Here is a 19,470-nt window from a genome sequence, read left to right as displayed (position 1 = left end):
TTATTCTACTTCCTCGGCAATAATTTGTGCTGGACCTCGTGTGACAATTTTATAAAAGTGTTTAATTAAATCTTCGCTTGGTATCCTATTAGTATCTAATATCCAGTATTTTATCAAAGCAATACCCGCTCCTGTAATATAGCTCATAAAGTAATCAAAAGGTATATCACCTATTGTTTCATTGCGTTTCATAAATTTATTTAAATGTTCATTCAATAATAAATAAAGTTTCCTCTCTATGCAACTATCTTTATCTAGCTTAAACATCATTACAACCGAATCATTTAAAAGCAATGATTCCTTGGGAAGGGTTAAATGATATGTATCGTGAAGTAGCGTTCCATGGTGGTATTCCCGATACAGGCTTCTTTAGATTCTGGTATCAAGGTTTAGTTACAAGATGGCCAGACAATAAACAAATAGAAAATTTAGTTGAACTTCAAAATAATCATACATTGTTTGATGATTATTGGAGAGGTAAGCAAGCTAACTTAAAAGACATCCAGGTTCCTATTCTAGCTTGTGCAAGTTGGTCAACACAAGGTCTTCATAATCGTGGTAGTTTTGAAGGATTTAAACAAGCAGGGTCAAAACAAAAATGGTTATACATTCACGGTCGTAAAGAGTGGGAAACATACTACACGCGCGAAGCATTAGAAATGCAAAAAGCGTTCTTTGACCACTTCTTAAAAGATATGGATAACGATTGGGAAGAAACGCCAAGTGTTACATATGAATTAAGAGATAAATTCTATAAAGGTACACGTAAAACTGCATCAAATTGGCCATTACCAGAAACAAAAGCAATGCCTTATTATTTAGATGCGAAAACATTAAAAATGACAGATACTCTTAGTGATGAACAGGAAAGTATTTCATATGATACATCATCTGAAAACGATGAAGTACGATTCACAAAAGTATTTGAACAAGATACTGAACTTACTGGTAATATGAAATTAAAATTATGGGTATCTACTGATAATGAAGATATGGATTTATTTGCTGGTATTAAGAAATTAGATAAACATGGTAACGAACTGTATTTTCCTGACTTCAACCACATTGAAAATGGTCAAGTTGCCACAGGTTGGTTACGTGTATCACATCGAGAATTAGATGAAACAAAATCTACACCACTACAGCCTTGGCTAAAACATGAACGTCAGTTAAAACTATCTCCACATGAAATAGTCTCAGTTGAAATTGAATTATTACCTTCAGGCACATTTTTTAAAGCTGGTGAGAGTATTCAAGTAGTTATTAAAGCGAGTGAAATTGTTAAAGGTAATAGCTCATTCGGACTAAAAACACGATACGAACATACAGAAACAATCAATAACGGCAAACATACCATTTATACAGGTGGACAATATGATAGCCATTTATTAGTTCCATTAATTTAATAAACGGCAACAATATACACCAATATTATCAGATATAGTATATAATTACATTTACTATAAATTCTTAACAGATACAACTATAAAAATAGCTGCAGATAGACATACCGTCTATCCATCAGCTATTTTTTATTTCATTAAATTTAACTTATTATTATTTTTTATTATTTTATTTCCAACCGGTTCAAATATCTTGTCATACATTACCATACAGAGCATTATCCAGAACACACTAAATGTAACACCACCGATAACATCTGTTAAAAAGTGTGCATGAAAGTACATTCTGCTTAGTAAAATACTCCACCAGCATACAAGCACTAAAACATTCGCTATAAATTGTGGAAAAAATTTCTGCAATCTAGGAATTAAGATGATTAATACAATCAATACAAACAAGGTACTTGAAAGCGAATGTCCACTAGGAAATGAAAATCCAGTATCCTGTAAAAGATGATCATATGGTCTTGGTCTATGAAACAACTTTTTTAATAGGATGCCTAATATTCCTCCTGATGCTACTACTGTAATTAGCCATATACTGAAAACATAGTAATGTTTACGAATAAAATAAACCGCTGTTACTAATGTCATACCGACTACAGTCAATACATCAAAGTATTTTGCAAATATCGTAAAATAACCAGTAATAAACCCACTCGAAAAATTCATTTGTGGTTCTCCAAAATGATACATCCACCAATTAAATGTAGATAAATCCATATGATGAATCCATTTTACTTTTAATTCCAAACCTGCTGAGATACTTAAAAATATACTTAAGAAAAATACTGAAATAATGATAATAAATCGTTTGGAATAACGATAATCTATCATGAAACAACCTCCTTCATACGATTTTATTTAAGCGTATGGATTACATCTTGAGAGTGTTTCACTGCACTTGCAATTTTTGCTGTACTTGGGTGACTATCTCTCGCTGCTGATAATACCCTATCGATCGTCACATCTACTTGTGTCCATTGCTTACTGTCTAATGCTCTAAGTTTTGGTTCTTGTTTATCCCAATCATGCTCTAATTGGTCTGCTTTTTGACTTGCAAGATTATAATCCTGCTTTTTCGAAGCATCATTTAATTTCGATTCTATCGCTGCAAACTGTTTCATTTCAGATTTAAAACTTACTTTATGATTAGCCTGATTAATATTGTGCATTCTTACAGAGTACCCGCCAACACCTAATACTAAAGATAAAGCAAGTACAATTATCGTCTGAAATAAAACACGTTTTTGTTGCTGAGGATTAAGAGTTGTCGTTGCAACATTCGTTGATTCCACTCTATCTATTTTTGAAGTTGCTAAATAGATGATAATGCCCAAAATGGCTACTAAGAAAATAATACTTGTCATTGTCGTACCAAACCCTAAACCACCATTTGCCTTAGGTTGAGATAATAAATCACCTAACGATGCACCGAGCGGACGCGTTAAAATGTATGCCATCCAGAATGCTAATATACTATTGAGTTTAAAATATTTAAATGCAATATAAATTGCTGCGATAATCAATGAAACTCCAATACCTGTATATAAATAACCAAATCCTAGTTGTTCAGAATATAAATCTCCAACTGCAGTACCTAATGCGAATGTGAAAAGAATCGTTAACCAGTAAAACGCTTCTCTTTTTAATGTAAAAACTGAGTGAATCGACAAAGTTTTTTCACTAATATACCATAGTAAAAATGTTAATCCTAATAAAATTGAAAATACAATTGTACTAACTTCTAACGGTACTCCTAAATTATCTGTTAAATTGTCTGTCACCAACGTCCCAAAAACACTTAACAGTACAACAGTAACCCAATAAATTGAAGGGCGATAACGAATCGACTTGAATTGTAGTATTAAAGCAATCATCAAAGCTACACCCATAATTAAAGTTGTAACCGTTAATCCTAATCCGATATTAAAGTTTATAAAATCTGCAAATGTTTCTCCGACAGTCGTACATAAAATTTTAATAATCCAAAAGAATACGGTAATCTGAGGCACTTTATTCAACATTGTTTTCGTTCTTGCATCCATTGTTTTCATCTCCATTACTTATTTGTTGAAATGAATATAACAATAGAAACTGAAATGAAACTGAAAACAAACCAAATTCATTCTATAAAATTAGAATGAATTTGGTTTGTTTATTTTGTTCTGATTGTACTTCAATCGTCCCACTGTATTGTTTTACAATTACTTTTAATATATCTAATCCTATACCTGACCCTTCTGTTTCATTATTACCTCGATAGTAACGATCGAATACAAATGGGATTTGATCTTGTCGAATGCCAACACCATTATCGGCAACTTCTAAAACCAATCGTTGTTCTTTTATCATAGCTTTCACAGAAATACTCACTAAAGAATCGTTGTGTTTAATTGCGTTATCCAATAATATAGTCATAATTTGTTTTATATCTTCTTGGTCGACAGCATAAATTATTGACGCTTCATAGATTCTCTCAACTTTAATTTGAAACAAATTTTCAAATTGTTCAATCGTATAATTTAATATCGGAATAATATCAACTGGTACAGTATCTTTTTCAGAAGAAATATTTAAAGTTTTAGAGATTAATGATTGCATGTAATTAATTTCCTGCTTCATTTTAGTTAATGATTGTAAGCTTTGCTCTGAAAGATCTGATTCCAGCGCTTTAATATAATCTATACCAAGCGACACAGAAGCAATTGGTGTCTTCATTTCATGTGTTGTATTTTGAATAAATGTCTGATGTTCCTGTAACATTTCTTCATATGCTCTAATCGGTTTAATCGCAAGATAATAGGCAGCGCCGACAATAAGAATGAGTGTAAATAGCATTAGAAATAACATCAGATTATATAATAAATCTTTTGTCTCCTCGTAATCAGATACGTCAGTAATGCTATAAATCGTTTGACGATTCACACTATCTTTATTGATATTAAAAATACCTTCTGATCCTTCGTATTTGAATGTATTACGATTTTTCATTTTATCTAATATTCCCGAAACCGTGTGTCCGGATAATTTCGAATGATTTTCAATATGTCCCTTTGATTCAATAATATAATATCTACCTTGATTGATAATCTCTTTAGATTGAATAACTAACTTCAAATCTTTTAAATTTTGTTCAGAAGTTTCTTTAATTTCAGTATTTACTTGTGCATTATAGACAAATACTAAACTTCCATATAAAACAAGCATAATACATGAGAGTAAAATAGTGTATCGGATGAAAGCATCTCTAAAATGATAGGATTTCATTTTATCACTTCCAGCTTATATCCAACCCCACGTATGTTTTTAACTTTTACAGTGGCATGGACAGCTTCCAGCTTTTTCTTTAATAAACGGATGAGTGCATCTATATTATTGTCTCCTACAATTTGATCAATCGTCCAAATTTTATCCAAAATCATATCACGTGAAACAATTTGATTTAAAAATAATAGTTCTAATAATTGATATTCTTTTTGTGATAAATTAATTACGGATGACTCAATTAAAAATTCATGCTTGATAATATCAAAAGTTATATTTCCGATGGATTTAGTATTATTTCCTATCGCTTGATAACGTTTTACGACTGCTATCATCCTCGCTTCTAACTCGTCCATATCAAACGGTTTTGTTAAATAATCATCTGCGCCTATAGTAAGTCCTTCAACTTTATCAGTCACTTCAGATTTTGCAGTCAGCATAATGACTGGAAGCAGAATATGTTGTGCACGTAATTTTTTAATAACTTCAATACCTGTTGTAGATGGTAACATCCAATCTAATAATAAAATATCATATCCGCCCGATTGGCAATAATATTCAATATCGTTACCATCTTTTAGCCATTCAACATTATATTTTTTCAAAGTTAAAATATCTTTGAGAAATCCACCTAATGTTTCATTATCTTCAATTAATAGTACTTTCATTATTCCAACGCTCCCCTCATATATTAATTTTATTATAAAGGGGATTCGACATTCATCATAGGCATTAATTAACGATTTGTTCTTTCACATAATCTCGATATAATACGTGTGTTGCAATTAATTCCTGATGCGTACCAGATCCTGTTATCATACCTTTTTCAACGAAGTAAATATTATCAGCATCAACAATGGTTGATAAACGGTGCGCAATAACGAGTGTAGTACGTCCTTCCATCAATTGATTTAATGCACGCTGAACTTGCTCTTCAGATTGTGAATCGAGTGATGCTGTTGCTTCATCGAGCATTAATATTTGTGGATTACGCAAGAATGCACGTGCAATCGCAATTCTTTGTTTCTGTCCGCCAGATAATTTCACACCACGTTCACCAATTTCAGTATCTAATTGTTCCGGGAAATCTTTAACAAATGATGCTGCATACGCTAAAGATAATCCATTCCATAACTCATCATCAGATAACGTGCGATCCAAACCGTACTGTAAATTTTCTCGAATCGTACCTGCAAACACTGCACTGTCTTGTGACACGAATCCTATTTGACTGCGCCATGAATGGAGTTGTACATCATCAATATTGGTGTTACCAATCTTAATCTCACCGTTACTCGGATGATAGAAACGTTCTAGTAATGAGAAGATAGTAGATTTCCCACCACCACTTGGTCCGACAAACGCTACGACGGTATTTTCTTTCGCTTCAAACGAAACGTTTTTCAAGATTGGACGATCTTCTTCGTATTGGAAAGAAACGTTGTTAAACATAATTGTTTCACCTGAAACATTTTTTGTCATACCTTTATCAATGGCTTCTGAGGGCATATTCATTAATTGAACAACACGTTCTGTCGCTCCCATTGCTTTTTGTAATTGAGAGAAGAATGTCGCGAAACTTCCGACTGGCATCATTATATTAAATAGATAAAGCAAGAACGCAACGAACTGTCCACTTGTTAAACTACCATCTTGTACACGTACCGCACCGTATCCTAATACTACTACGAATAATCCAATCATTGCTGTCATCATAATCGGTTGTAAGACCGCTTCAATCTTCGCATCTTTAATCCCTAACTTAAATACGTTCATAATGAGATTTCGTCCAGATTGTTTCTCATATTGTTCACCATTACTCGATTTAATTAAACGAATTTCTGATAATTTCTCACTGGCATCTGCATTAAAAGCTGCAGTCGCTGTTTGTAACTGACGACCGATTTTAGACATCATTCTCCCGATTGGTACCATAATCAGCCCGATTACTGGTACGGCTAAGAACATTAATCCTGCCATCTTCCAGTCCATGATGAATAAAATAATCATCGAGCCAATCAACTGAATTCCCCCAGAAATAAAGTTAGGGAAATGTGAGGTCATCAATTCATTAATGACAGTCGTATCATTGACTAATCTTGAACTCGTTTCTCCTGATTTATGATCATCATAATACTTAACTGGCAATGTAAGCAAGTGATCCCACAGTTGTTCACGTAATGACTTTACAGTATGTTCACCACTAAAGCGTAATAAATAGCTACCTAATGCTCCAAATCCAAGCTGAGCAACAAATGCCAGAATCAAAGTAAAAAGCAATGACATATTCATCTGAGTTAATCTGCTACCATCCACTAAATTCTTTGTAAGCTGAGGTACGATAAGTGCTGCACCACTCGTTAATAGCGTAAAAAACATACCTATCATAAATACTCTCTTTTTAGGATTCATCTTTGTTACAAACTTTATAAAATCTTTTGTTTTAAAGTTTTTATTAGAGGAACTTTGTTTTTTATATAGTTGATCCATTATGTCCTCCTTATAATATCTACACTGACATTTCTAATTTTATAATTAGAAGATTACTATATACATATTTTCCATACAGATAACATATGAACGACCCTTTACGTCGCAGTGCCTAATTCTCGTTTTAAATTATTTAATACATTATGCGTAAACTGATTACCATAGATTTCTACTTGACGATCAATGACGGAAGCTTTAATTTCATGTAAATCTGTCAGTTCGTTTGTTCCGGCAATACCATATAGGCTTGAGATAAATTCCAGCATATATGCAATAACTTCAGTATCTGTTGATTGCAATAAATAATTAATCGCTTCATCGATTAACTGATATGCTTCTTCTCCAGATAATTGTTTAATCATACTATAGAATAGTGCACCGACTTTATCTTCATCAAAATAACCATCTTCTTCTTTTATGAATACTCCATCCAGCTGTTCTTTTAACACACTCAGACCTCCTCATCATATTTATACTCATTATATCACCTTATAATATCTCATCTCTTTAAGATATTCACTTAAGATTACTCTTTTGAATCGCCTCTATCAAACGATTGTTTTCTGCTATCAATTCACTTGCTCTCTCTTCAGTCAAACCTTCAATCGTTGAGAAACATGTTAACAGATGGTTTTCAACTTTCTTTTGTAACATACGCCCTTCTTCAGTTAACTGCACGATCAATTGGCGTTTATCTTTCTCAGGGCGTAATCTCATCACATACCCCTTATCTTCTAAACGTTTAAGTAGTGGCGTTAATGTATTGCTTGCAAGATCCAGCTCTTTTCCTAATTCATTTAAAGTTTGACTCGGCTTCTCCCATAAACTGACTAATGCTAAGTATTGTGTATAAGTCAGATTAAATGATTTTAATGACGATTTATAAAACTGATTAAACAATCTATTCACATTATAGTATGAAAAGCATAATTGTTTTGACAAATTATTTCCTTGCGTATTCATCTTTTCCTCCAATCGTTCACGATATTTTATTTTAATAAGTATATCATTTGACCTCAAAGATTATAAAGTTTAATATTATATTTATCAATCGCGCGCGATTAATAAATCGAAAAGGAGTCTTTAGAATGGATAAAGTATTATATGAAACAACAGTGATTAGTAAAGGTGGTCGTAACGGTAAGGTGTTTAGTGAAGATAACACATTCTATTTAGACATCGAATCACCAAAAGCATTAGGCGGTAAAGGTACAACTGAATCAAATCCTGAACAATTATTTGCAGCAGGTTATGCAGCATGCTTTAACAGTGCTTTAACATTACTATTAAAAAAAGCCGGTCATACCGATATCGACCCTGAAGTAAGAGGTACTGCAAAGTTAATTTCAGATGAATCTGATGGTGGCTTTAAGTTAGCTGCTGAATTAGAAGTCCGCATTGAAGGTTTAGATCAAGCGACTGCTGAATCATTCGTAGAAAAAGCACACAATTTCTGTCCTTACTCAAAAGCTTTAAAAGAAAGCATTAATATTGAATTATCAGTAACTACTGACTAATAGATGAAAGACGCCTACACTTACGTAGACGTCTTTTTTGTTACTTCACTAAATCTAAAAATGCTTCAGGTGTCATCGTTTGACCCATTACAGGAAATACATTATCAATCGGAAATTGATGTAAATCTGCTCTAGGCGCACTCATCATATCTGTAATAAAGTATTGATTATATCCATACTGATATTCCTTTTTGTTAATCGATTAATACAAGTGCTGTTTTTTTAAAGTCTATCATCTTTTTCCGTTATTATTATTAGATTCGTATTTAAATTATTCCATTAATCTTTCAATAAATATGTAGTGAATTCTATCTGCAAATGTTTTAGGTTGAACGTTTTTTTCAATACAATGGTGTTCAAATACGTCTTTCGAAAATGAATTTAGCATAATATCTGTATGGAAATTTGCATCTTTTACAATATTCAATGCTTCAACTAAATTTAATAAAGCAGCTTTAAGTTGCGGATAGAAATGTAAGTCCATCATAACTTTACGCTTACTGCCTTCAGTTTTCATTTCCTCTAACTTCTCTCGATTATCACTTATTAATGTAACAAATGAATGAAGGATTTCCTTCACCTTTTCAGAATCTGATAACTGCGTTTGTTGAATCTGTTTAATCTCTACAAACATCTCCTCTATCGCTTCATCCATTAAAGCTTGGCAAATCTCTGCTTTACTACTGAAATGTCGATATAAAGTGCCCTGTCCAATACCACAATCCATAGCAATTTGCTTCATCGCCACTTCACTGATACTATTTGCACTAAATAAACGATTTGCTGTTTCTAGTATACGTTTTTTATTATGCATGGCATCACTTCGTTGCTTCATACGTCACCTCCAAAAATCATTTTATTGACAAATATTACTGATGTGATTATTATAAGTGAGAATAGTGTCCGTTTACAAGTGAAAGGTTGACGACAATATTTATGCTCATTTATGGTATTATGATTCCAATTTTCTTACTTAACGTCTAAATATTCTACAAGACGATTATTCAATACAGCATTAATCTTATTTATGATTGGATCATGGCATTGACTTTACCGAATTCACGAACGAAATAGTAAACACAACAATAAAAACCATAATGAAAAGACATGCCGGCTGGCATGTCTTTTCATATCTATATGCAAATAAGTCGTTAATTTTAATAAATTTAATAAATATATTAATTAATTGGAGAACCACCAGTTACACCATACACTTGACCTGTAATAAAGCTTGCATTATCACTCGCAAGTAACACGTATACATCAGCAAGTTCTACAGGTTGACCAGCACGTTGTAACGGTTCTTTCTTACCAAATTCAGGAATTTTCTCTTGCGGTTGTCCACCACAAATTTGAAGTGGTGTCCAAACTGGACCAGGTGCTACAGCGTTGACACGGATGCCTTTAGGGCCAAGTTGTGCTGCTAATGCTTTCGTCAATGAAATATTACAGCTCTTCGTCATTGCATAGTCTAATAAATGTGGACTTGGTTTTACACCCTGGATAGAACTTGTCAAAATAATACTTGCACCAGGTTGTAAATATTTCAATGCAGCTTGAATTGAGAAGACACCAGAGAACACGTTCACTTCAAAAGTGTCACGTAATTGCGCTTCATCTAAGTTTTCAATATCATATTCATATTGCTGCATACCAGCGTTCAATACTAATATATCTAACCCACCAAGCGCTTCGTGAGCTTTATCTACCATATCTTTAGCAAATTGCTTATCACGAAGATCACCAGGAATTAATACACACTTCTGACCAGCTGCTTCGATAACTTGTTTAACCTCTTCAGCATCAGACTGTTCATCCGGATGATAGTTAACTGCAACATCTGCGCCCTCTTTAGCATAACTAATAGCAGCAGCACGACCTATACCAGAATCTCCGCCTGTAACTAGCGCTTTCTTTCCAACTAACTTCTCAGCACCTTTATAACTCTCTTCACCACAATCAGGAACAGGTGTCATCTTACTTTGAATACCAGGATATTCCTGTGGCTGCTCTTCATATTTTTCGTTAAAATACTTATTTAATGGATTGTTACTCATTTGTAATTCCTCCTAAGAAAATTTAATACTTCTTATATACCCCCAAAATATAACAATAAAGATTTACTCGAATTATTTTTATTACATTTATACATATTATTCATTTAAAACCAAAGTAATATAGTCTATCGCTTCAACTTAAAAATCTCAGATAAAGGATTGTACTTCCCTTCGATCATATCCAGCAGTAGTTTGCTACCAAATGAGGAGTAAACTGTTCCATTGCCACCATATCCATATAATCCATATACTTCAGCATCTTCTTCTATCTTCCCGATAAATGGTTTCCCATCCTTCGTTTCACCAAATCTTGCACCGTACGCATACGCTACTTCTAATTCAATGTCCGGATACAGTTTGTTAAACGCTTTAATTAATCGTTTACCTTGTTTTTGAATATGCTTTTCATTAGGTATCTTATCTGTCTTCTCATCCAATCCACCAATTAACACTCTATTTCCCGGGACATGTCTTATGTATAAGTATGGTCTTGCAGATTCCCAAATCATCGCTTTATCTTTCCAGAATTGATTTTCTTCAATCGGCTGCGTCACAACTGCATAACTCGCGACAAATTCTTCACGATGAATATAACGTTTCGTTATTTTATTTTTCGCATATCCTGTTGTCATAATTAGTTTATTAGTTATAATTACTCTATCATTTAACTGACATAATATTTGTTCTTCCTTCTTCTCATACTTCACTAACTCAGTATTTTCAAGAACATCTAAATGAAAGTTACTATGTGCGTATTTTACGACTTCATTCACAAATACATAAGGATTGATTTCAGCATCTTCATGTGTAATAAGTGCATTGTATTTTTTAATTCCATATACTTCTTCAAGTTGCTCTGAATCGACGTAATCTACCGGGAAATCAAAGTGTTTCAATGCCTCGTATTCATCTTTAATGATTTTTTTATCACGCTTAGTAGAAGCGATAAATAGACTGTCACGTTTAATGAAATTTACGCGCGCGTCTAATAATTTCGAAATCGCTTCGATATCCTCCAGACCTTCTTTACTTGCTTTATAAAAGTGATAGGCTTCAAGCGCTCCAAAGTCTTTTACACATTCATGCAACAATTTATCACTCATATATTGCATTAACCCAGTGTTGGCTGCACTGCTCGCGCTCCCTATTTCACCTTTATCAATGAGTAATGTATGATGTCCTGCCTGTGCAACTCTAAATGCTGTCAATGCCCCGCTCATTCCACCCCCAATAATCACTACATCATAATGCGATTCAGTTTCATCCAAATAGTTTTTCTTTACGTAAGTTTCCGGCCAATATAATTTCCCGTTATGCATAACAAACCTCCCGCTTCTTAATTTTTATATTATTTTCATCATACCCATTTCATTTTTGTATAATCTAAAGTTTTAGCGTTGTCTAATTTTATTATTTTTTGTGTTGAATAAAAGTTAATTTTTTAAATGCTTTAGAACAAATAACTTGTGTTGTAATTTTACATATAATATACTAGTAAAATATATTTTGAAATAAAAATTATAATAATTGTCTGCAAATAATATTTTTATTTTACTAATATAATAAAAAGGAGTAAATAAACATGTTCAAAGACTTTCAGGCTTTAAAGAAACATCCTGTCTTATTTTTATCGCTAATCGTTATTTTATTCTTACCGATTATTTATAGTGCCGTATTCATTTACTCTATGTGGGATCCTTACGGTCAGACACAAAATCTTCCCATTGCAATCGTTAACAATGATGAAGGCGCTAAGATTCAAGGCAAAGAAGAGAATCTTGGAAATCGAGTAATCGAGAAACTCAAAGAAAATGATGATTTCAAATGGGAATTCATCGATTCAAAAAAAGCTAAAAATGGCATTGAAAAAGGAGATTACTTTGCTGTCATCGAGTTTCCTAAAAACTTCTCAGATGATGCTTCTACAATGCTCAATCCAAACCCTAAACATATGGAAATGCACGTTCAAACTAACCCAGGTTATAGCTATTCCGGACAAAGTATTGGTGACAAGAGTATTCAAGCGGTTAAAGATAACATTTCATTATCTTTGCGTGAACTTTATTTAAAGAAAATATTTGGTTCAATTAAAGATATGCGTGGTCAATCTCAAGAGCTTTCTAGTGGTTTAAAGAAGATGGAAAAAGCTGAGCTTGATTTAGCAAATGGTTCTAAACAAGTTGATAGTGGGCTTGCTAAAACCCAAACTGCATTACCTCAATTACAAAATGAGCAGTTTAATCAATTGATCACAGGTTCAAGTCAAATCACTGATGGATTAAATAAACTCGCTGAAAATACAAATCAAATCACTAAAAATATCGATAAATCATTAAAGCAAACCGACAATTTATCTTTTAGCAAAGATAATGCAATGACCATTAGTGATCCAGTCACTACAGTTGAACATAATGTCACAAAGGTAGAAAACTACGGACAAAGTTTCGCACCTTATGTACTAAGTTTAAGTCTATATGTCGGGGCCATAGCATTTGTTACAATTTATCCAGTCGATAAACGCGTAGGGGAATCAAAGAGCGCTGTTAACTGGTGGCTGAACAAACTTGGCTTAATGTTAATACACGGTTTGTTACAAGGTTTATTCTTATCTTTATTTACACAGTACGTAATAGATATCGAAATTGCCAATCGTGGATACTTCACACTTACTTTAATCGTTTGGTCTATTGCTGCAGTACTGATCGTATCATTTTTGGTAGCAGCATTCGGCAACATCGGAAAGTTCCTGGCGATTATTTTATTAATCTTACAGCTTGGTTCAAGTGAAGGGACTTTCCCGATACAGTTAACTAATAAATTCTTCCAGACACTACACACATATTCACCGATGACTTATGTCATCAAAGCATTAAGAGAATCAATATTCGATTTTGAAGGCAATATTCCGATTAATACAGCTATCACAATTATCGCTATAATTGGAATCGTTGCCGGTTGCCTGCTATACTTCGCTTACTTAGGTCGATTAAATCTTAAAAATATACGCTTAAATACGAGAGATTTAGATTAATAATGAAATAACGCCTCGGTTGCAATCGCAACCGAGGCATTTTTTACTGTTCATCAATTCGTTTAATATCTATATTTAACCCAAAGTTTTCTTCCAAAAGCTTACGATAATTATCTTTATTCACGGGAGTTGTTGTTTTTTCCCCGTGATCTGTTATTGTCATTTGACGATGCGTCATGGTTTTACGTCCATCAGGATTTGGCATTGTAATTAACAACTGCTTAACAAAAATAGATTCCGGATTGTATTGATTATATTCTATATTGTCTTTAAAATCCTGTAACTCCTGTGCATGAATACTTGCTTCATATTTCGTTTTGTATTCCCCGTCAACAAGCTTTTGTACGAAAATTTGATTGTTTATCTGAATGGCACGAAATGTTCCATTAATATCCATAACAGTTTCAAAATGTTCATGAGTACCAATTGGAATAGCTTTCATCGGTAAATCTCCAAAGCCAACATCAGCGATATAACTATTATTATCGATTTCTACGATAGTTGTCATATGGGAACCTTCACGACTTCTTCCTTTTGGTGTAACAATCGTTGCTGATGTATTAAAGGCAACGAAATCTTTTTTCTGCAAGTAATGTCTGAAGAATGTATTCATTTCATAACAGTAACCTCCTCGATGATTTGAGATGATTTTATCATAAAGTCCATCGAGTGTTAAATTGATTTCCTGTTTATTTTGAACGTTAATATTCTCAAAAGGAACTTTTAACATATAGTGTGCTATTAATTCATTCAGATAATCTATCGTTAAATGTTTAATTTCTTTTTCGTCTTGAAATTTTATATAGTTATCTATCTTTTCTTCTTGTTTATTTGATAAAGCTTCTTTATGTGTTGGTAATACAGCCATGTTTTTCTCCTTAATCTCTAATAATATCATATGAGCAAATTATATATGAGAGAAGTGTCCGTTTCAACTTTGTTGATTATATCAGTAAAGTATCGATTGTAATATTAAAAGTGTTGATTGCTTGATAAAAAGGTTGTTTTACAATACTATTTCAATACAATAAATAAAAAATATAGGAGACAAACCCATGAAAATTGTTGGCATTAGCGGAAATCCTTATCCAAATTCAACCAATTTAAAAGTACTCGAGAAAATTGGTAGCGAACTTACTATATTAGGTCATTCATTTGATGTCATTTATGAAGTAAAAGAATTACCGTTATTTAATCCTCAAACTGAGTTTCAGGAGCGCTATGAAATCGTTAATCAAATGAGAAATAAAATTAAAGCAGCTGATTTTTTAATCATTGTCAGCCCTGAATATATGGGGGGCGTTCCTGCTATTCTTAAAAATGCATTAGAATGGATGTTATCAGAAGCTACGCTCATGCAAAAACCAGTCGCATTTGTTATTCATTCACCTATTGGTAAGCATGCAGTTGAAGCACTGAATAGACACTTAAGTATTATGGGTGCAGAGCTGAAGGATGAATGGCAATTGCTTATTAGTTACAATAAACGTCGTCAACGAGAAGATGGATGGTTCCAGGATGAAGCTATCAACGAACAGGTAAAGACTTTCATACAAAACATTAATAGTAAACCATAAAATCAGATTATACACTCATAAAACAAGAGACCTTTTAATATCAATAAAAGGTCTCTTTTCAATATAAAAACATTAAAAATATAGGTAATAAAAATGAACTTAATATTGCTGAAAGTATCATTGCTACAGAACTAAATGCACCTGATTCGTTATCAATTTCTAAAGCTCTTGCAGTTCCAAAAGCATGAGATGCATTCCCGAAAGACATTCCTTTAGCGATACTTGATTGAAAGTTTGATTTCTCGAGGAGATAGGAACCTAAAATACTGCCAATTATCCCTGTCGCCAATATAAACAATATCGTAATGGTATCATCTCCACCAATTTGTTTAGAAATTTGCAATCCCACTGCTGCCGTAACTGATCGCGGAAGTAAAGTAGCGATATCTTCTTTAGCATATCCTAAGATTTTTAACGTACTGAATATAAGTAAAAAGTTAAGGATAATCGCTGAAAATACACTCAAAAAAATCGTCGGAGCATATTTTATTATTTTATCGGTATGTAAATACAAAGGATAAGCCAAACTCACTACTGTACAGCCTAATAAGTAGTTAATCCATTGCCCACCCAACATATACGTGTTATAGCTGATATGAAATAGTTGTAGAATCACGATTATACCAATACCTGCTATAATTGCGGGATTCAGTAAAGGTGAATGCCACTTTTTTTGTATCATCTTGGCGATGATAAAGAAAACTATTGTAATAATAATCATGCTAATTGTTTTAATGACTAACATCTTGTACACGACCTTTTATACGATTGATAGATTTCTCTGCAATATAACCTGATAAGTAGGCAACAGTGACAGTACCAAATGCGATCAATAAAAAGAAAATTACAAAGTTACTATCCATTTGGCCTATAATATTCTTTACTCCTACAATAGAAGGCAGGAAGAAGAATATCATTGTCGTCAAAAATAAATTGGCACCTGATTTAATCCAGGTTTCCTTTACCACGCCAGTCATAAGTAAGATGTAAAATAATACAAGACCGATAATACTACCTGCAATCGGTAGATGCAGAAATTGTTGCAGTAAGTTGCCCACACTCGTAATTAAAATAATCAATAGTAATTGAAATAGCGTAATCATGATTTTTTTCGCCATTCATTTCGCCCCCCAGCTATACTATTGTAATACAAAAAATCTATCGATAAAAATAGCAATTATCGATAGATTTTATGAAAAAAATTCATGTATCATTGATTTAAATGAATCGTCATATAATCAATCCATTTTCTAGATACTTGATTTAAGTAAACATTCTTTTTCCAGATTACACCGATTTCCCATGAAAGTATCTCTTTTTCAATCGGTACAATTGTTATTTCAGGGTTTTTATTGAGTGTCTTAGCAATATTTTCCGGTAATATCGTTACACCTATATTCGATGTAATTAAATACTCTATAATATTCCATTGCGTTATCTTAGCGATGACTTTCGGTACAAACCCCTGTTGTCTGCATACTGTCTGAATTAAATCATTGATATAGTAAGCTTCATCAAACATAATAAACGATTCTTCCTTTAAATCGTTTAATTTAATAACATTTTTACTGCATAACACGTGATTCTTTAATAAAACAATATAGAAATGCTCTTTATAAATCGGTAAGTAATCAAAATTATTTGTATCAACCGGAAGTGATGTTATACCAAGATCCAATTGATTACTCAATATTTTCTGCTCAATTGACTTTCCACCGCCCTGTGTCAATTGATAAGTAATCTTCGGATATCTATCATGATAAGCTTGAAAAGTATTCATGAATTTATTAGCATCTGCAATCGTAGATAATCCAAAACGAATATGCCCGGTTTCATTACCGTCTTTTTGATGTAATTCATCCGGTAATTGATTGTATAACCGAATCAATTCTAAAGATTGATCATATAGTAACTTTCCTTCGTCTGTAAGTATAAGACGTCTGTTTTGACGAGTGAATAATGAAGTATTAAATTCCTTTTCTAAATCTCTAACCGCCTTACTCAATGTAGATTGTGACATATATAATTGATTAGCGGCCTCTGTCATGCTTTTGTGTTGTACAATCTCTACAAAGTATTTTAACTGCTTAATATCCATATGATCATCACCTTTTTTCAGCATACAATATAATATCTTCAGTTATTCTACCATTATTGCTCCGAATACTTGGGCATAACACTTTAATAAATACCGTCTATTACATTCAAGTATATATCATTATAGTCAATAAATTTATATATATATATGAATAATCTCCCATTAAGATGGGTATTATAATAATATCAATAATATGGAGGGATTAAGTATGAGCAGCAAGCAATCTTATGATAAGTTATTTGAGTTAATCGAGAAGAACGATATTGCAATGTTAACAACAATCCACCAAGATAAATTAGTATCTAGACCGATGAGTTATCAAGATGTAGATGATCAAGGTAACATATGGTTCTTATCAACACTTACAGAGAAAACTGAAGAAATAAAAAAAGATAATCGTGTGAATTTAGCATTTACGAAAAAAGGTTATGTATCCATCGCAGGACATGCTGAAATTATAAATGATGATGCGAAGAAAAAAGAATATTGGAGTAAAGGGATTGAACTATTCTTAAGCACATCACATGATGATCCAAATGTAGTGCTTATTAAAGTTGTACCAGATTCAGCTGAATACTGGGCAACAGATGATAAAGTTAAAACTGTTGTAGAAGGTATTAAATCATTAGTTTCTAACGATACTGGTAGCGATACTTCAATCAATAAATCTATAGAGTTATAAAATATAAAGAAAGTGGCCGAGTCATAAATTGGTCTCTATAATAATAAAAACACCAATTTTAGGGAATGTAAAATAGACTGTGTGAGTAGCGTGCGTACACCTCTACTTCGCAGTTTATTTTACATTCCCTTCTATCACAAGATTTATAATTTAATTCATAATTTGAATTCATATCGTTTACCTGACTTGATCGTCGATATAACTTCAAAATTCTCATCTAGTATAACGATATCCGCATCTTTTCCCTCTTTAATTGAACCCTTACTATCATCTATCTTTAAAGCAATCGCCTGATTTAGACTTGTCACTCGCCAAAGTTCGCTTAAATCTTTCCCACTATATTCTAATAATTGCTTAAGACCATGATTCATCTTTAATACACTACCTGCAAGTGCGCCAGAACTTATTCTGGCTTCTCCATCTTTCACAGTTACTGCCTGGCCCCCTAAATCATAAACACCATCTGGTTTTCCTTTCGCTCTCATTGCATCTGTAATTAAATAAAATTTCTCATTACCTTTTGCTGTTATGGCAAGTTTTACACTTGCCGGATGTGCATGCAATCCATCTACTATTAATTCCGTATGAATATTATCATTAGTAAGCGCCATTCCTACTACACCAGGTTCACGGTGCTGGAAACCTGAACTGCCATTATAAAGATGTGTAATGTGTCGTGCACCGTTAGCTACTGCTTGTTCCGCCTGTTCATAAGTTGCAGCAGAATGCCCAATTGAGAATATAATCTCAGGGAAACTTTCAATCATTTCTTTTGCACCCTCTTTTTCAGGTGCAAATGTAATAATCTTTATTAAATCTCCTGACTGTTCCTGGAATGTTTTGAGTTGTTCTACATTTGGCTGCTGAACGTATTTAGGATTTTGTGCACCAATTTTCTCTTCAGAAATAAACGGACCTTCTAAATGTACTCCTAATATTTCTGCACCTTCATATTCATCATTGTGCACATTTTTTATATTTTGAAGTGCTTGAATAATATTGTCATTCGATTGTGTCATTGTTGTGGGAAGAAATGATGTTGTGCCCTCGCTCAGCAAAGATTTCGATAAATGCTTTAGTCCCTCAAATGATGCATCCATAGCATCTTCACCATATCCACCGTGAATATGAATATCTATAAATCCTGGCATTATATAAGCATCATGATAATCACATACACTGTCTTCTCCAGAATATAAACCCGTTTGAATGGCTTCTATCTTTTTATTATTAATAACAATATAACCATCAACTATACCTTCTTCAGTAAATATGTTTTTACTTTTAATCACGTAACGCATCAGATCATCTCTTTCTTGTTAGACTTTATAAGAAAATATCAGTAATA

20 protein-coding genes and 2 pseudogenes are annotated in these 19,470 nt (G+C 32.9%); 5 read left to right on the top strand and 17 right to left on the bottom strand.

Translation table 11 applies throughout. The annotated features are described in order from the left end of the window. Positions 1-267 (bottom strand): TetR-like C-terminal domain-containing protein, encoded by a 267-nt coding sequence (locus tag BHU61_RS08060; protein WP_111716007.1) that lies wholly within the window; start codon positions 265-267, stop codon positions 1-3. On the opposite strand from BHU61_RS08060, the pseudogene BHU61_RS08055 reads away from it, so the two are divergent. Next, positions 267-1,406, top strand: a pseudogene (locus tag BHU61_RS08055) (CocE/NonD family hydrolase); the annotation flags it as partial. The gene BHU61_RS08060 and the pseudogene BHU61_RS08055 sit on opposite strands and share 1 nt — an antisense overlap. Before the next feature lie 126 nt (positions 1,407-1,532). Here BHU61_RS08055 and BHU61_RS08050 read toward each other — a convergent pair. From BHU61_RS08050 to BHU61_RS08020, 7 genes are all read right to left on the bottom strand, one after another. Continuing rightward, the gene (locus BHU61_RS08050) at positions 1,533-2,240 is read right to left on the bottom strand and encodes a phosphatase PAP2 family protein (RefSeq protein WP_111716004.1); all 708 of its coding nucleotides are present in this window, start codon (positions 2,238-2,240) and stop codon (positions 1,533-1,535) included. Positions 2,241-2,263: 23 nt separating this feature from the next. Continuing rightward, on the bottom strand, positions 2,264-3,451 hold the full coding sequence (locus BHU61_RS08045; RefSeq protein WP_242444237.1) for a COG4705 family protein: 1,188 nt from the start codon (positions 3,449-3,451) through the stop codon (positions 2,264-2,266). A gap of 82 nt (positions 3,452-3,533) precedes the next feature. Further along, on the bottom strand, positions 3,534-4,673 hold the full coding sequence (locus tag BHU61_RS08040) for a sensor histidine kinase (protein ID WP_111716001.1): 1,140 nt from the start codon (positions 4,671-4,673) through the stop codon (positions 3,534-3,536). Further along, positions 4,670-5,338, bottom strand: coding sequence for a response regulator transcription factor (locus tag BHU61_RS08035; RefSeq protein WP_111715999.1), 669 nt, complete (start codon positions 5,336-5,338; stop codon positions 4,670-4,672). Before BHU61_RS08035 ends, BHU61_RS08040 begins: the two co-directional genes overlap by 4 nt. Positions 5,339-5,402: 64 nt before the next feature. Next, positions 5,403-7,160: an ABC transporter ATP-binding protein gene (locus tag BHU61_RS08030; protein WP_111715998.1), complete on the bottom strand. Its 1,758-nt coding sequence runs from the start codon at positions 7,158-7,160 to the stop codon at positions 5,403-5,405. Between the two features lie 98 nt (positions 7,161-7,258). Beyond that, positions 7,259-7,609 carry a hypothetical protein gene (locus tag BHU61_RS08025; RefSeq protein WP_111715996.1) on the bottom strand — a complete coding sequence of 117 codons (351 nt, stop codon included), beginning with the start codon at positions 7,607-7,609 and terminating at the stop codon, positions 7,259-7,261. A gap of 67 nt (positions 7,610-7,676) precedes the next feature. Beyond that, a complete protein-coding gene (locus tag BHU61_RS08020; protein WP_111715994.1) occupies positions 7,677-8,123 on the bottom strand; it encodes a MarR family winged helix-turn-helix transcriptional regulator in 447 nt (148 codons plus the stop codon). Positions 8,124-8,248: 125 nt separating this feature from the next. On the opposite strand from BHU61_RS08020, the gene BHU61_RS08015 reads away from it, so the two are divergent. After that, complete coding sequence (locus tag BHU61_RS08015; RefSeq protein ID WP_111715993.1) at positions 8,249-8,677, top strand: organic hydroperoxide resistance protein; 429 nt, start codon at positions 8,249-8,251, stop codon at positions 8,675-8,677. Positions 8,678-8,717: 40 nt separating this feature from the next. Here BHU61_RS08015 and BHU61_RS13725 read toward each other — a convergent pair. From BHU61_RS13725 to BHU61_RS07995, 4 genes and pseudogenes are all read right to left on the bottom strand, one after another. Then, positions 8,718-8,861: pseudogene (locus BHU61_RS13725) on the bottom strand (isochorismatase); the annotation flags it as partial. Between the two features lie 87 nt (positions 8,862-8,948). Continuing rightward, complete coding sequence (locus tag BHU61_RS08005) at positions 8,949-9,512, bottom strand: TetR/AcrR family transcriptional regulator (RefSeq protein WP_111715991.1); 564 nt, start codon at positions 9,510-9,512, stop codon at positions 8,949-8,951. A 343-nt stretch (positions 9,513-9,855) separates the two neighbouring features. Then, a complete protein-coding gene (locus BHU61_RS08000; protein WP_111715989.1) occupies positions 9,856-10,734 on the bottom strand; it encodes an SDR family oxidoreductase in 879 nt (292 codons plus the stop codon). Positions 10,735-10,859: 125 nt separating this feature from the next. Continuing rightward, positions 10,860-12,053: an NAD(P)/FAD-dependent oxidoreductase gene (locus BHU61_RS07995; protein WP_111715988.1), complete on the bottom strand. Its 1,194-nt coding sequence runs from the start codon at positions 12,051-12,053 to the stop codon at positions 10,860-10,862. Positions 12,054-12,316: 263 nt separating this feature from the next. Here BHU61_RS07995 and BHU61_RS07990 point away from each other — a divergent pair, with 263 nt between their 5' ends. Beyond that, positions 12,317-13,765 carry a YhgE/Pip family protein gene (locus BHU61_RS07990; protein ID WP_111715986.1) on the top strand — a complete coding sequence of 483 codons (1,449 nt, stop codon included), beginning with the start codon at positions 12,317-12,319 and terminating at the stop codon, positions 13,763-13,765. A 43-nt stretch (positions 13,766-13,808) separates the two neighbouring features. Here the strand turns inward: BHU61_RS07990 and BHU61_RS07985 are convergent, their stop codons facing one another. Next, a complete protein-coding gene (locus BHU61_RS07985) occupies positions 13,809-14,633 on the bottom strand; it encodes an arylamine N-acetyltransferase family protein (RefSeq protein ID WP_170122509.1) in 825 nt (274 codons plus the stop codon). 187 nt (positions 14,634-14,820) lie between these two features. Between BHU61_RS07985 and BHU61_RS07980 the strand changes: the two genes are divergently transcribed. After that, positions 14,821-15,342, top strand: a complete 522-nt coding sequence (locus BHU61_RS07980) for an NADPH-dependent FMN reductase (protein ID WP_111715983.1) — start codon at positions 14,821-14,823, stop codon at positions 15,340-15,342. 58 nt (positions 15,343-15,400) lie between these two features. Here the strand turns inward: BHU61_RS07980 and BHU61_RS07975 are convergent, their stop codons facing one another. The 3 genes from BHU61_RS07975 to BHU61_RS07965 form a co-directional block, all read right to left on the bottom strand. Beyond that, entirely contained in the window at positions 15,401-16,087 is a 687-nt protein-coding gene (locus BHU61_RS07975; protein ID WP_111715981.1) for an LrgB family protein, read from the bottom strand. Then, the gene (locus BHU61_RS07970) at positions 16,074-16,460 is read right to left on the bottom strand and encodes a CidA/LrgA family protein (protein WP_111715979.1); all 387 of its coding nucleotides are present in this window, start codon (positions 16,458-16,460) and stop codon (positions 16,074-16,076) included. Before BHU61_RS07970 ends, BHU61_RS07975 begins: the two co-directional genes overlap by 14 nt. A gap of 92 nt (positions 16,461-16,552) precedes the next feature. After that, positions 16,553-17,440 carry a LysR family transcriptional regulator gene (locus BHU61_RS07965; RefSeq protein WP_170122508.1) on the bottom strand — a complete coding sequence of 296 codons (888 nt, stop codon included), beginning with the start codon at positions 17,438-17,440 and terminating at the stop codon, positions 16,553-16,555. 208 nt (positions 17,441-17,648) lie between these two features. On the opposite strand from BHU61_RS07965, the gene BHU61_RS07960 reads away from it, so the two are divergent. Continuing rightward, the gene (locus BHU61_RS07960; protein ID WP_170122507.1) at positions 17,649-18,122 is read left to right on the top strand and encodes a pyridoxamine 5'-phosphate oxidase family protein; all 474 of its coding nucleotides are present in this window, start codon (positions 17,649-17,651) and stop codon (positions 18,120-18,122) included. Between the two features lie 155 nt (positions 18,123-18,277). On the opposite strand, the gene nagA is transcribed toward BHU61_RS07960, so the two are convergent. After that, on the bottom strand, positions 18,278-19,426 hold the full coding sequence (nagA, locus tag BHU61_RS07955) for an N-acetylglucosamine-6-phosphate deacetylase (RefSeq protein ID WP_111715975.1): 1,149 nt from the start codon (positions 19,424-19,426) through the stop codon (positions 18,278-18,280). Between the last annotated feature and the right edge of the window lie 44 nt (positions 19,427-19,470).

Origin of the sequence: Macrococcus epidermidis (assembly GCF_003259695.1) — a bacterium.
In the GTDB taxonomy this organism is placed as follows: Bacteria; Bacillota; Bacilli; order Staphylococcales; family Staphylococcaceae; genus Macrococcoides; species Macrococcoides epidermidis.
Note: the sequence above shows the minus strand (reverse complement) of the source record. Positions and strands in the feature narration are given on the sequence as shown.